The sequence below is a fragment of the Methylobacterium sp. Leaf87 genome, from assembly GCF_001422775.1.
Taxonomy (GTDB): domain Bacteria; phylum Pseudomonadota; class Alphaproteobacteria; order Rhizobiales; family Beijerinckiaceae; genus Methylobacterium.
Genome location: NZ_LMMI01000045.1, coordinates 413,901 through 426,077 on the forward strand (window position 1 = coordinate 413,901; position 12,177 = coordinate 426,077).

The window sequence follows — 12,177 nt, forward strand, 5'->3', positions numbered from 1 at the left end:
GTCTCCGCAAACTCTGAAGGGGTCCTGCTTTCATCTATTTCAGTGATGGCAAGCATCTAATCATTCCGTTGGAGTGAATGAACGGGCCCTGGGATCCTCCGGCATCACATCGGAGCCATCCATGTCCGCGCCCAGACTTTTCTCCCACCCTCGATCGATGCACGCCTTGGCCGGCACGAGAGCCATCCTTCCGGGACTGGGCCTCTGCGTGGCGGTCACCGCCGCAGCGGTCGGCTTCGAGGCCGTCGAGGCGCATCTATTCGGTCGCGCTTGGCTCGAAGCCCTGGTACTGGCGATCCTGCTCGGGAGCGCGATTCGCACCGCCTGGACCCCGTCGCAGCGTTTCTTTCCCGGCATCGCCTTCGGGGCCAAGACCGTGCTGGAGATCGCGGTCGTCCTGCTCGGGGCGTCGCTCAGCCTCGCGACGATCCTCGCCGCCGGACCGGGCCTGCTCTTCGGCATTGCGGGCGTCGTCGCGGTGGCGATCCTGTCGAGTTACGGCATCGGCCGAGCGCTCGGGCTGCATCCGCGCATGGCGATCCTCGTGGCCTGCGGGAACTCGATCTGCGGCAACTCGGCGATCGCGGCCACGGCACCGGTGATCGGCGCCGACGGCGAGGACGTCGCCGCCTCCATCGCCTTCACCGCGGTGCTGGGCGTGCTGGTGGTGCTCGGCCTACCGCTGCTGGTGCCGCTGCTCGGTCTGTCGCCGATGCAGTACGGCGTGCTCGCCGGCCTCACCGTCTACGCTGTTCCGCAAGTCCTCGCCGCCACCGCGCCGGTCGCGGCGCTCAGCGTCCAGGTCGGAACCCTGGTGAAGCTCGTCCGGGTGCTGATGCTAGGCCCGGTCGTCCTGATGCTCTCGCTCGGCGCAAGCCGGCTGCGCGAGGAGACCGACGAGGCCGCCCCCGGCGTCACCGCTGGCGACCGCCCTGCTCGCGCCGGCCTCGCGATCCACCGCTTGGTGCCGTGGTTCATCCTCGCCTTCCTGGCGCTCGCGGGCCTTCGCTCGGCCGGGCTGGTTCCGCAGGTCGCGCTCGCGCCGATGTCGGAGACCGCCAATCTGCTCACCGTGGTCTCGATGGCGGCGCTCGGCCTCGGGGTCGATGTGCGCAGCGTCGCCAAGGCCGGGGCGCGGGTGACCCTGGCGGTGGTCGCCTCGCTCGTCGCACTCGGCGCCGTCAGCCTCGGTCTGATCCGCGTGCTGGGCCTCGCTTGAACCGATCGGATGCGCCCGAGGCCCGGTCAGGCCCCGGCGAGGCAGGGCGAGACGAAGAGCTCCCCGCGATAGGCCCCGCGCAACGTGCGCACGGACACGATCAGCCAGAGTAGGGTCAGCAGGCCGACGAGGCCCGCTCCGAGCCAGGCGAACCCGCTGAGTGCCGTCACTTCGCCGATCCGCAGGGTGGCCAGGGCATAGACGCCGAGCGGGAAGATGTAGCCCCACCAGCCGAGGTTGAACGGAACGCCGGCGCGTAGGTAGCGCACGGTGACGGCGAGCGAGAGCAGAAACCACCAGGCGCCGTAGCCCCAGAGGATCAGCGCGCCGATCAGGCCCGTGATCCTGAGGATCTCGGGCGCGCCGGCAAAACCGCCTGCCGCGAGGATCGGGCCACCGGCCTGCCCCAGCACGAGCAGGCCGAGCGCCCCGGTTCCGAGCGGACCGAGGGAGAGCCAGCTCGATGCGGCCATCTCACGCGGTGGCAAGTTGTGCAGCGCCATGCGCAGCACCAGGATCGCCAGGATGCTCAGCGCCAGCGGGACCGAGACGCCCCAGAGCACGAAGCTCGTGACGATGACGGCGAGTTGTTGGCTCTCGCCGCTCAAGGCTGGAGCGAGCAGGCCACCGGAGACGGCGACGACCTCGGCTGTCACCACTGGCAGCAGCCATACGGCCGTCATCTGGTCGATGCGGTGCTCCTGACGGGTGAACATCAGGTAAGGGATCGCGACAGCACAGATCAGAGCGAGCGCCACGTCGAACCACCACAGTGGCAGTGCGATTCGGACGGTCTCTGCGCCGAGATAGGGCGGACCGAATATCAGCAGCCCGTTCAGCAGCGTCGCCAGTGCCATCGGGATCGCCCCGAAGAACATCGACACCGTCGAGTGTCCGAAGATCCGTCGGGCGCCATCGAAGTAGAAGATCCAGCGCGCGCCGTAGACTAGGCAGAAGGTGGCGAAAAGCACGACGGAGGCGAGCCAGAGCCCGAGCGGCACAGGGGCCAGCAGGGCATGCGTCTCCGGCAGACGGTCGAGGGCCAAGGCGACCACGCCAGTGCCCATCACCACGGTGAACCAGTTCGGCGTGAATTGTCGGATCACGTCCCGCGGATGCTGGAGGCGCGAGAGCGGCTTTAGGCCTGTGCTGATCGCCAGCAGACTGGATTCGGACACGGGGCGCTCTTGGGCTTCGGAGGGTCAACGCACCGGCTCTAGCACGACCCCGCATCGCGCGCCGCCGCGATAAACATCAACTCGCAAGCGGCGCTTAATCATCAAAACAATCGATTAAAACTAGCTAATCAAACCATTAGTATGAATGGTTGTCGGCCGCTACCTTCTTGTCATCACGAACCGACGTGACGACCCGACCAGAAGGATATCGACCATGACCCGTACGATCGCTGCCGTCGCCCTCGCCGCCTCCGCCCTCGTCGGCATGACGGGCCTCTCGCAGGCCCAGGGCCTCCGCGCTCCGCAGGTCCGCTTCATCACCAGCCCATCCGCACCGATCTACGGCGACGCCGATGGCGCCAACGCCAAGAACCCGGCACTCCCGGCCTACGCCCGTGGCCGCGGCCAGGAGACCGGCGGCCCGGCGCGGGAACTGATCGGTCGCTGACAGCGCCCCCTTGGCCGCCGGGCATCCGTCCGGCGGCACGTGAAGCCTTCGAACACCCGAATGACAGGGAGATCCATCATGACCCGACCCACCTTCGAGACCACTGACGAGGCCCGGCAGGGCGAGACCAGCGGTCATATGCGCTGGGTCCTGTTCTGGACGGTCGCCCTGACTGTCGCCGCCGTCGGCACCGCCTGGCTGACGATCATCTGATCCGGCCGCCCGCCATTGATCGGAGATCGGAAATCTTCGGATGATCGCAATCGGAGATCGTTCAGATCTCTAACGATCATTGGGTGGAATAATCATCTCGCTGTAGCATCTCGTTCACGGAGAGGACGCCTCTTTGCCGGGATGACATGGATCGACGACCCGAGTTTCCGGCGGCGAGACCGAACCGTCCCGACCGACGCCAATGCCGTCCGCCGACGGCGACACCGAGATCCAGCGACCGGCCGACGCGGCCCAACAAACGATTCCAGGGAGACATCATGCGCCATCTGCACGAACCGTTGAACCGCCGCCTCGTCCTGGGTGGCCTAGGGGTCGGCAGCCTCGCCGCCGCCATGCCGGCCTGGGCCGCGGGCTCGGTGAAGCTTCCGCTGCCCGGCGGCCCGGACGAGCGGGCGCTGACCACCGCCTTTCCGGGCAAGGCCGAGATGATCCTTCAACGCACCCATCCGCCGCTGCTGGAGACGCCGTTCTCGGTGTTCGACGAGGGCGTGTTCACCCCTAACGACCGCTTCTACGTCCGTTGGCACTGGGCCTCGATCCCGACCGAAGTCGATGCCGGCACCTTCCGTCTTAAGGTCCACGGCCACGTCGATAAGGAACTCTCGCTCTCGCTCGACGCCATCGCCGGCCTGCCGCGCTTCGAGATCGCCGCGGTGAACCAGTGCTCGGGCAATTCACGCGGGCTGTTCGAGCCGCGGGTGCCCGGCGCGCAATGGGCCAACGGCTCGATGGGCAACGCCCGCTGGACCGGGGTACGCCTCAAGGACGTGCTCGAACGCGCTGGGGTGAAGTCCGGCGCCGTGCAGGTGCGCTTCAACGGCCTCGACGAGCCCGTGGTCGACGACGCGCCGGACTTCAAGAAGTCGCTCGATCTCGACCACGCCAACAATGGTGAGGTGATGATCGCCTACGCGATGAACGGCGAGCAGCTCCCGCTGCTCAACGGTTTCCCGCTCCGCCTCGTGGTGCCGGGCTGGTATTCGACCTACTGGGTCAAGATGCTGTCCGACATCGAGGTGCTGGACAAGCCCGACGACGGGTACTGGATGAAGACCGCCTACCGCATCCCGGACGTGCCGGGCGCCAACATCAAGCCCGGCCAGACCGGCTTCAAGACGGTGCCGATCAACAGGATGGTGCCGCGCTCCTTCGTCACCAACCTGACCGACGGCGCCAAGGTGGCGGCCGGAACGCCGGTGGCCCTTCGCGGCATCGCTTTCGGCGGCGATTGCGGGGTAAAGGCGGTCGACTTCTCCGGAGACGGCGGGGCGACGTGGTTTCCGGCGCAACTCGGCGCGGACGAGGGCCCCTACAGCTTCCGCCGCTTCGACGGCAGCCTGCCGGCGCTGGCCGCCGGCACCCATGCGGTTAAGGTCCGCTGCACCAATACCAACGGCGTCGCCCAGGGCATGGACCAGGTCTGGAACGCCAACGGCTTCATGCAGAACGGCATAGAGACCGTGTCCTTCCAGGCCGCTTGAGGAGACCAGCCATGAACCCGATCCGCCCTGCGGCCCTCATCGCCGCGCTCGCCTTGTCTCCTCTGGTGGCGCTCGCCGCCCCGGCCCCCGAGCCGATGCGCTTCACCTCGCAATCCATTGCGATGCCGACCTCCGACCGGATCTTCCCCGACGGGCCGGGGGCCGAGGCCGTCAACAACAACTGCCTTGCCTGCCACTCGGCCGGGATGGTGCTGACCCAGCCCAAGCTCACCAAGGCGCAGTGGACCGAGACCGTGAACAAGATGGTTCACGTCTACAAGGCACCGGTCGATCAGGCCGACGTGCAGACCATCATCGATTACCTCACGGCGTTGAAGCCGACGCCCTGAACCCCCGATTCCCGAGGCCGCCGCGCTTTTTTCGCCGGCCTCGGGGAATAGACCGCGCCTTCCGGCGTCTCCTCAGGGCGATGCACGGCCGGCCCGGCCTTGCACGACGGATTTCCGATTTCGAACCAGCCCTCACGGCAGGCCCCGGCCGCCGAACGAGCGCGCATGCCCGAGAGACACGCTTCATGACCCATATCCGCACCAGCCTGCGCGCCCTCGTCGCCGGAGCCGCCTTGCTCCTCGCCCAGGGCCAGCCCGGGTTCGCCGCCGGTTTCGACGGGGCGATCAAGAACAACGCGCTGGCGCTGAACGCCGCCGGTACGGTCGCCGCTGTGTCGAACAGCGAAGAGAGCGCCGTCATCGTCTACGACGTCGCCAAGGGCACGGTGCTGCGCCGCCTCGACGGCTTCGTGACCCCGCGCAACATCGTGTTCGCGCCGGACGGCGCCCGCTTCTACGTCTCCGACAGCGGCACCGGCCGGATCACGGTCTACGAGACCGCCACCGGCAAGGAAGCCGGCGTTCTCGCCGCGGGCCCCGGCGCGTTCGGCACGGTGCTCTCGGCCGACGGGACCAAGCTCTACGTCAATAACGAGGCCGCGAGCACGCTGACCGTGTTCGACACCAGGACCATGCTCGCCGAGGCTGTGATCCCCGGCTTCGCGCAGCCGCGCCAGGGCGTGAAGTTGTCGCCGGACGGCAAGACCGTGTTCGTGACGAACTTCCTCGGCGACAAGATCACGTTGGTCGATACCGCCACCAACAAGATCACCGGCGAGATCGCCGGGTTCGACAAGCTGCGCGCCATCTCGATCACCAAGGACGGTAAGACGCTGTTTGCCGCCAACAGCGGCCGCAACACGATCGGCGTGGTCGATGTCGCCGCCCGTAAGGTCACGTCCGAGGTGGCGGTGGGCAAGGACCCCTACGGCGCCGCGCTGACCCCGGACGGGCGCTTCGTCTATTCGGGCAATCTCAAGGACAACTCCTTGTCGGTGATCGACACCGGCACCCTCAAGGTCGTCGCCACGGTGACCGGCCTGAACGAGCCGCGCCAGGCGATCGCGTTCTCGGCCGACAACGCCCACGCCTACGTCCTCAACCGCGACCTTAGCGTCGCCGTGGTGGACCGGGCGAAGAACGCGGTCATCTCGACCATGAAGCCCTGAGGCGTCGCGCGCCGGGTGCCTTCTCGGCTCCCGGCGCGTTCCCGATGTCGACACGTCACGAACGCAGGACAAAGACCCCATGCTCGGCCTGTTCCAGCGCAAGGACCGCCTCATCGTCCACGGAAAGGCGCCCTACAACGCCGAGCCGCCGCTCGATCGCCTGCGCGCGGCCTTCCTGACTGATCAGGCCGACTTCTACGTCCGCAGCCACGGTGACATCCCGGACCTCGACGCCGACAGCTACCGCCTGATTATCGACGGGATGGTCGCGACGTCGCTCGACCTCTCGCTCGCCGATCTCAAGGAACGCTTCGCGCCCGTCACCGTCACGGCGGTGATGCAATGCGCCGGCAACCGCCGGGCCGACATGCTGGCGGTGGCGCCGGTCTCCGGCGACCCGTGGGCGCCCGGCGCCATCGGCAACGCGGAATGGACCGGCGTGCGCCTCGCCGAGGTGCTGCGCGCGGCCGGCCTCGACGCGGGGGGCGCACGTCACGTCGCCTTCGAGAGCCACGACCGGATCGCCCATACGGACACGCGCTTCGGCGCCTCGATCCCGCTCGCCAAGGCTCTCGCCCCCGAGACGCTGCTCGCCTTCGCGATGAACGGCGAGCTTCTCGCCCCCGAGCACGGTCACCCGCTGCGTGTTGTGGTGCCGGGCTTTGCCGGCATCCGCAGCCCGAAATGGCTCGCCCGCATCACGGTGCAGGATCACCCCTCCAACAACCCGATGCAGGCCGACGACTACAAGCTGTTTCCGCCCGACGTGACCGCCGAGACCGCGGACCCCGCCCACGGCATCACCATCGAGGCGATGCCGCTCAACAGCGCGATCTGCGAGCCCGCCCGCGGCGCGGCGTTGAAGGCCGGCCGGCACGCGATCCGCGGCTACGCCATCGCCAGTGACCGCGCGGTCGCCCGCGTCGATGTCTCGACGGATGGCGGTCGCAGCTGGGCGCAGGCCCGGATCGACCGCGACGCCGACGCACCCTACGCCTGGACGTTCTGGGAGATCGAGCGCGAGCTGACGACCGGCGAGCACGAACTCGCGGTACGGGCCTGGGATTCCGCCGGCCAGACCCAGCCTGCGGCGCCGGACGACACCTGGAACTACAAGGGCTACCTCAGCGCCGCCTGGCACCGGGTGCGGGTAACGGTGGCCTGACCGTCACGCCCAGAGCAGGGCGGTGGCAGCGAGGCCCGAGATCGCGATGAGCAGGGCCGCAACCCCGACGGTGAGGATGCGCGGCATCATCGGGATCTCGGCATGAGCGAGTCGCGCCCGGATCGCTCGGTCCCGCCATGCGGCGCCGGCGAACGAGGCGAGCGCACAGGCGATCAGCGTGAGCGACAGCACCTTCAGTGGCCAGACCGCCAGCACCTCTCGCAGGAAGCGCTGCGCGGCCAGGCCGACGCCGAGGAAGGCGAGCCCGGTGCGAAGCCACGCCACGAAGGTGCGCTCGGCTGCCAGCACCGTGCGGTCCTCGGCGAGCCTGACCCGCGGGTCGTCGGGGGGAACGGGTTTCGCGGGCTCGCTCATTCGGCATCCGCCGTTGCGATCAAATCGAGCAGCGCGTCGGCGGCCCGGCTGCGGTAGCGCTCCTTGTGGCGCAGTACCCGGAACGGCCGGCTCGGCAGGGCGAACGCCGCCCGTACCAGGGTCCCGGCTCGAAGCGCTGCGGCGACCACGGTCTCGGACAGCACGGCGGCCCCGCCCCCGGCCTCGACGGCGGCGCGGACCGCCTCGTTCGAGGGCAATTCGAGTGTGACTTGGAGTTGAGCCGCAGCGAGGCCGGCCGCACCCAGCGCCGCCTCAAAGGCCGAGCGGGTTCCCGATCCCCCCTCGCGCAGCACCCAGTCGGCCCCGGCGAGGTCCTTGGGTTCAAGGGCGGTCGCTCCGGCGAAGGGATGGCCTGGGGCGACCACGAGGACGAGCTGGTCATGAGCAATGGTGGTGCTCGCGAGCGTCGGGTCGTCCAGCGCCCCCTCGACGAAGCCGAGTTCGGCCTGCCCGGCGCGGACCGCATCGGCAGCGTCGGTGGTGTTGCCCACCGCCAGCCGGATGGCGATCTCAGGGTAGGCCCGGCGGAAGGCGACAAGGTGGCGCGGCAGCCAGTCGCTGGCGATGGTCTGGCTGGCGTAGAGGGCCAGCGTCCCGCGTCGCATGCCGCTGAGGTCGGCGAGCACCAGCTCGGCGGCCTCGGCCCGGGCGAGCACCGCGCGGGCCTCGACGAGGAACACGCGTCCCGCCTCGGTCAGCTCGATCCCGCGGCCGACCCGATGGAACAGCTTGGTCGCGTGTCGTCCCTCGATATTGGCGATCGCCGTGCTGACCGCCGACTGCACGAGGTTCAGCGCCTCGGCAGCCCGGGTTACGTGCTGCCGCTCGGCCACCGCCACGAAGATGCGGAGTTGGTCGAGGGTCATGGTTGCCGCGGCGGAACCGGCAATCCACGGACCTGCGCGTCAACCGCCTGCGCGACGGTCAAAAGCCGCGCTTCGTCGGTGCGACCGGTGACGACGTAGGACATGCCGCCATCGACCCAGGAGAAGGCGGCGACGTCGCCCTCGCGGGCGAAGCGGAACACCGTGCGGCCATCCGCATCGCCTACGCGGCTGTAGAGCGTCAGCCGGGTGCCGTGATCGTCATCGTACATCAGCATCGCGGCGGATTCGGAACCCGCCGGCAGCAGCCGGCCCCCCATCAGGCGGAAGCCGTAGGCCGTGAGGTCGGGGGTGGTCACCGCCCGGCCGAGGCGCTTCGAGAGCCACGTCACGAGGTGTGGCTTCTCATCGGCGCGCACCTCCACTGGATGCACCGCCTCGACCACGTAGGTGCGGAAGGCCGCCACCGCGTCGTCGGTCGCCGGCTCGGTTCGCGCGAGCGTGACCGTGGGTACCTGCCGCGCGGCATGGCCGAACCAGCCGGCGGCACCGCCAACCGCGAGGCAGAGCACGGCCGCAGCCGCGACCGGAAGCCAGCGCCCGGTTATCGGGCGATGTCGCGAGCGGATGTTGGCCACCCGGAGCCGCGCCGGGATCGCCTCCTCGGCGATCGGCGCGAGGCGGGCACGCAAGCGCTCGCGCAGGGCGCGATCCGCCGAGACCTCGGCCGCCCGCGCGGGGTTTCCCCTGAGCCATGCCTCGACCAGTGCCTGCCGCTCCGGTTCGAGACGACCGTCGATCAGGCCGTGCAGGTCGTCCTCGCCGACCGGGCGTGGATCCCCGCTCATTTCACCCTCCTCAACAAGCCGGTTCGGCCCGTTTCCAGAAAACTTCGCATCCGCTCCCGGGCTCGGCTTAACCGCGACATCACCGTGCCCAGCGGTACTCCGAGCACCTGCGCCGCTTCCGCATAAGACAGATCCTCGACCGCGACGAGCAGTAGCACTGAGCGCTGCTCCTCGGGCAGGGCGTCGAGTCCGGTGAGCACGTCGCGTGCCCCCATAACGGCCTCGGGGTCGGCACCCGGATCGGGCACCTGCTCCAAAGCCTCAGCGCCGACATCGATGCCGCGCCGGCCCCGGCGTCGAACAGTGCCGAGGAACAGGTTGCGCTCGATCGTGAACAGCCAGGCTCGCAGGTCGCCGTCGCGGCGACGTCCGGACCAGCCGGACAACGCCCGCTCCAACGTGTCCTGGACGAGGTCATCCGCCGCTTCGCGGTCCCGCAACAGTGCGACTGCGTAGCGCCGCAACGCTGGGATCTGCGGTTCGATGAGGGCGGCGATCTCGTCCACGAGGCTTTACCGATCAGGGCTTGGCGATGTGCCATGCACCGTTGAGGAATCCGTCGCCGGTGATGTCGCCGGGCTTCGTATCCTTGGCGAAGGTGTAGAGCGGCTTGCCCTTGTAGGCCCACTGCATCGTGCCGTCGTCCCGCGTCACCATCGTCCAGTCGCCACTAGCAGCCGAGCCGGAGGCGGCCATCAGGGCCGGCCAGTTGGCGGCGCAGGGGCCGTTGCACATCGACTTGCCGCCCATGTCCTTGTCGAAGGTGTAGAGGGTCATGCTCTTGGCATCGACGAGCGCCGGCCCCTTGGCAGTCTCGGCCGTCATCGCAGGCGCAGCGGCCTGGGCGGCGGCGGCGGAGAAGGCGAAGGCCGCAAAGGCAGCGCGGATCAGCATGGTGTGCATGAGTGAGGTCTCCCGCGGTCGACCATGACCGCATCGGGAGAGATGCCGAACGGGCGCGTCTATTCCACTGACACACGAAAAAGATTGGTGACGTCAGCGTGACCGCCGACTCGTCCTCAACCACGGCATACGGCCGTCACCCAGGAGCAGTCAGAGGAATGATGCGGCGGCGTCACCACTCTGAAAGGCGGAGATCCGAGATCATGCCCTCGCACGGCGAGATCGACTGCAACGTCTGCTTTCGAGAGATACGTTGGCTTGCTCTTACGGCGTAGTTGGGTCGGAAGCGGACGGTATCAAGCGTCAGGTTTCGACCACTAGGCCTCGGGGTCGATATCCGACGTTTCAGGCCCTCCTCCACAGGGATCTCGGCGTGGATGCGACCATTGCGGGCAACAAAGGTGCGGGTTCTCCTTGGCTCGCCGCTCACCGCGGGGGAACGGGCGAGGATCCGAACGGGTTCTTCGGCTCTGCCGCATGAGGCGGTGAGTGTCCCGAGCCAGCAACCGTCAAGGGACCGATCCAGGAGTTCGGGCGCATGAACCAGTCCTCTCCGTCCGCCCGTGCCGGTATCATGGCGCGCCTCGGCAAGCGGGAGATCGGTCTGCCCGTGACGCTGTTTTGCGTCGCCGCCCTCATCCTCGGGTTTGGTCTCCTGGCCGACAAGGTCATGGAGGGCGGCACGATGGGGTTCGACACCCGCGTCGCCCACTTCTTCCGTCCACCCGGCGCGGCTGGTCCGATTGGACCGGATTGGCTGCACGAGATGGCCCGGGACGTGACCTCCCTGGGCAGCATGGTGGTCCTCTGCTTCCTCATCGCGGCTGTGGCAGGGTACCTGCTCCTGATCCGCAAGCAGGGGGCCGCGGTCCTGGTGGTGGGATCGATCCTGGGCGGGACGGTCATCAGCTTCGGGCTGAAACTCCTCTTCAACCGGCCCCGACCCGAGATCCCCGGCGGCATCCAGGTGTTCACCGCCAGCTTCCCTAGCAGCCACGCCATGCTCTCCGCCGTGACTTACCTGACACTCGGCGCCCTCATGACGCGCGTGGCGGCGGGCGCTCGCCTGAAGGCGTACTTCATGGGGCTGGCCGTCTTCCTCACGGTCGTCGTCGGGCTGAGCCGGGTCTATGTCGGGGTCCACTACGCGACCGACGTGCTGGCAGGCTGGTGCGTGGGGTCGGCCTGGGCGGTCCTGTGCTGGGTCGTGGCCCTCCAGCTTCAGCGACGCGGTCAAGTCGAGAAGCCCGACCATGTCGCGGGCGAGGCCGGCATCGAGGCATAGGACCCCATGCGCCGTTCTTCCTAAACGCATCCTCCGCCTGACTGAAGGGACGGACGCATCCCAGCATTCGTTCAATTAGCAGGACCGCATCGTCCATGCCTGCGGCCAGGCCGTTCGACCATTACGGGCACGACCGAAATGACGCCGTTAAGGGACCCGTAGGGCGGCCCGATCAAGCGGCGCTGGTGGTCTCGGCCCGCCCGGCTTGCCGACTGCCTCCCAAGCTATCAAGGCGGCCCCGAGGCTGATCCAGATATCGGCCATGTTGAAGGTGAACCAATGCACCTCCGCCGGGTGCAGGTCGAGGAAGTCCGTGACGCGGCCGTCCACCCATCGGTCGATGAGGTTTCCCAGTGCACCGCCGGTCATGATGGCGAAACCAACTCCTTCCGACGCTCCGGTCGCGCGGAATGCCAACCGGGCAACGTAGGCCGTCAGCATTCCCTGAAGCGCAAGAAGGACGACCAAGGACGTCGCGTCATGCGCCGGAAGCAGGCTGAAGCTGATGCCATGATTGAACGCGAGCCTGAGGTCGAGCATCGGCAGTACCGCGTGCACGGTTTCGTCGGAAAGCCTGTCGACCGCCAGCGCCTTGGTCCACAGGTCGGTGCCCGCCGCGGTCACAGCGATTACGACGAGGGCGCCGAACCCGGCCCTTTCCCGTATGAGACGCATCG

Annotated in this window: 15 protein-coding genes; 8 read left to right on the forward strand and 7 right to left on the reverse strand. The window is 68.3% G+C overall.

Going from position 1 to position 12,177, the window contains the following annotated elements; all coding sequences use genetic code 11:
• Positions 1-157: 157 nt before the first annotated feature.
• Entirely contained in the window at positions 158-1,219 is a 1,062-nt protein-coding gene (locus ASF22_RS18560) for a putative sulfate exporter family transporter (protein WP_018044304.1), read from the forward strand.
• Positions 1,220-1,245: 26 nt separating this feature from the next.
• Here ASF22_RS18560 and ASF22_RS18565 read toward each other — a convergent pair whose 3' ends face one another.
• Positions 1,246-2,397 carry a TDT family transporter gene (locus tag ASF22_RS18565; RefSeq protein WP_018044303.1) on the reverse strand — a complete coding sequence of 384 codons (1,152 nt, stop codon included), beginning with the start codon at positions 2,395-2,397 and terminating at the stop codon, positions 1,246-1,248.
• 214 nt (positions 2,398-2,611) lie between these two features.
• Here ASF22_RS18565 and ASF22_RS18570 point away from each other — a divergent pair, with 214 nt between their 5' ends.
• The 6 genes from ASF22_RS18570 (at position 2,612) to ASF22_RS18590 (ending at position 7,244) form a co-directional block, all read left to right on the forward strand.
• Complete coding sequence (locus ASF22_RS18570) at positions 2,612-2,845, forward strand: hypothetical protein (RefSeq protein WP_018044302.1); 234 nt, start codon at positions 2,612-2,614, stop codon at positions 2,843-2,845.
• A 78-nt stretch (positions 2,846-2,923) separates the two neighbouring features.
• Positions 2,924-3,058 (forward strand): hypothetical protein, encoded by a 135-nt coding sequence (locus tag ASF22_RS25255; protein WP_018044301.1) that lies wholly within the window; start codon positions 2,924-2,926, stop codon positions 3,056-3,058.
• Positions 3,059-3,336: 278 nt separating this feature from the next.
• Entirely contained in the window at positions 3,337-4,560 is a 1,224-nt protein-coding gene (locus ASF22_RS18575) for a molybdopterin-dependent oxidoreductase (protein ID WP_018044300.1), read from the forward strand.
• Positions 4,561-4,571: 11 nt separating this feature from the next.
• Positions 4,572-4,910: a cytochrome c gene (locus ASF22_RS18580; RefSeq protein WP_018044299.1), complete on the forward strand. Its 339-nt coding sequence runs from the start codon at positions 4,572-4,574 to the stop codon at positions 4,908-4,910.
• A gap of 185 nt (positions 4,911-5,095) precedes the next feature.
• Positions 5,096-6,079 (forward strand): beta-propeller fold lactonase family protein, encoded by a 984-nt coding sequence (locus ASF22_RS18585; protein WP_018044298.1) that lies wholly within the window; start codon positions 5,096-5,098, stop codon positions 6,077-6,079.
• A gap of 79 nt (positions 6,080-6,158) precedes the next feature.
• Entirely contained in the window at positions 6,159-7,244 is a 1,086-nt protein-coding gene (locus tag ASF22_RS18590; RefSeq protein WP_018044297.1) for a sulfite oxidase, read from the forward strand.
• A gap of 3 nt (positions 7,245-7,247) precedes the next feature.
• On the opposite strand, the gene ASF22_RS18595 is transcribed toward ASF22_RS18590, so the two are convergent.
• From ASF22_RS18595 to ASF22_RS18615, 5 genes are read right to left on the reverse strand one after another with little or no spacing between them, the layout of a single operon-like run.
• Positions 7,248-7,619 carry a DUF202 domain-containing protein gene (locus tag ASF22_RS18595; protein ID WP_018044296.1) on the reverse strand — a complete coding sequence of 124 codons (372 nt, stop codon included), beginning with the start codon at positions 7,617-7,619 and terminating at the stop codon, positions 7,248-7,250.
• Positions 7,616-8,506, reverse strand: coding sequence for a LysR family transcriptional regulator (locus ASF22_RS18600; RefSeq protein WP_018044295.1), 891 nt, complete (start codon positions 8,504-8,506; stop codon positions 7,616-7,618). The genes ASF22_RS18595 and ASF22_RS18600 overlap by 4 nt, the downstream gene beginning before the upstream one ends.
• On the reverse strand, positions 8,503-9,312 hold the full coding sequence (locus tag ASF22_RS18605) for an anti-sigma factor (RefSeq protein WP_018044294.1): 810 nt from the start codon (positions 9,310-9,312) through the stop codon (positions 8,503-8,505). The genes ASF22_RS18600 and ASF22_RS18605 overlap by 4 nt, the downstream gene beginning before the upstream one ends.
• A complete protein-coding gene (locus ASF22_RS18610) occupies positions 9,309-9,818 on the reverse strand; it encodes an RNA polymerase sigma factor (RefSeq protein ID WP_018044293.1) in 510 nt (169 codons plus the stop codon). Before ASF22_RS18610 ends, ASF22_RS18605 begins: the two co-directional genes overlap by 4 nt.
• Before the next feature lie 13 nt (positions 9,819-9,831).
• Entirely contained in the window at positions 9,832-10,215 is a 384-nt protein-coding gene (locus tag ASF22_RS18615; RefSeq protein WP_018044292.1) for a hypothetical protein, read from the reverse strand.
• Positions 10,216-10,753: 538 nt separating this feature from the next.
• On the opposite strand from ASF22_RS18615, the gene ASF22_RS18620 reads away from it, so the two are divergent.
• A complete protein-coding gene (locus ASF22_RS18620; protein ID WP_018044291.1) occupies positions 10,754-11,500 on the forward strand; it encodes a phosphatase PAP2 family protein in 747 nt (248 codons plus the stop codon).
• Positions 11,501-11,647: 147 nt separating this feature from the next.
• Here the strand turns inward: ASF22_RS18620 and lspA are convergent, their stop codons facing one another.
• Positions 11,648-12,175: a signal peptidase II gene (gene lspA, locus ASF22_RS18625; protein ID WP_018044290.1), complete on the reverse strand. Its 528-nt coding sequence runs from the start codon at positions 12,173-12,175 to the stop codon at positions 11,648-11,650.
• Positions 12,176-12,177 lie beyond the last annotated feature (2 nt).

What these genes read in the sequence shown, in the direction of transcription:
- ASF22_RS18560 (WP_018044304.1), top strand. Translation starts at nt 158, where the DNA reads ATGCACGCCTTGGCCGGCACGAGAGCCATCCTTCCGGGACTGGGCCTC.
- ASF22_RS18570 (WP_018044302.1), top strand. Translation starts at nt 2,612, where the DNA reads ATGACCCGTACGATCGCTGCCGTCGCCCTCGCCGCCTCCGCCCTCGTC.
- ASF22_RS25255 (WP_018044301.1), top strand. Translation starts at nt 2,924, where the DNA reads ATGACCCGACCCACCTTCGAGACCACTGACGAGGCCCGGCAGGGCGAG.
- ASF22_RS18575 (WP_018044300.1), top strand. Translation starts at nt 3,337, where the DNA reads ATGCGCCATCTGCACGAACCGTTGAACCGCCGCCTCGTCCTGGGTGGC.
- ASF22_RS18580 (WP_018044299.1), top strand. Translation starts at nt 4,572, where the DNA reads ATGAACCCGATCCGCCCTGCGGCCCTCATCGCCGCGCTCGCCTTGTCT.
- ASF22_RS18585 (WP_018044298.1), top strand. Translation starts at nt 5,096, where the DNA reads ATGACCCATATCCGCACCAGCCTGCGCGCCCTCGTCGCCGGAGCCGCC.
- ASF22_RS18590 (WP_018044297.1), top strand. Translation starts at nt 6,159, where the DNA reads ATGCTCGGCCTGTTCCAGCGCAAGGACCGCCTCATCGTCCACGGAAAG.
- ASF22_RS18595 (WP_018044296.1), bottom strand. Translation starts at nt 7,619, where the DNA reads ATGAGCGAGCCCGCGAAACCCGTTCCCCCCGACGACCCGCGGGTCAGG.
- ASF22_RS18600 (WP_018044295.1), bottom strand. Translation starts at nt 8,506, where the DNA reads ATGACCCTCGACCAACTCCGCATCTTCGTGGCGGTGGCCGAGCGGCAG.
- ASF22_RS18605 (WP_018044294.1), bottom strand. Translation starts at nt 9,312, where the DNA reads ATGAGCGGGGATCCACGCCCGGTCGGCGAGGACGACCTGCACGGCCTG.
- ASF22_RS18615 (WP_018044292.1), bottom strand. Translation starts at nt 10,215, where the DNA reads ATGCACACCATGCTGATCCGCGCTGCCTTTGCGGCCTTCGCCTTCTCC.
- ASF22_RS18620 (WP_018044291.1), top strand. Translation starts at nt 10,754, where the DNA reads ATGAACCAGTCCTCTCCGTCCGCCCGTGCCGGTATCATGGCGCGCCTC.
- lspA (WP_018044290.1), bottom strand. Translation starts at nt 12,175, where the DNA reads ATGCGTCTCATACGGGAAAGGGCCGGGTTCGGCGCCCTCGTCGTAATC.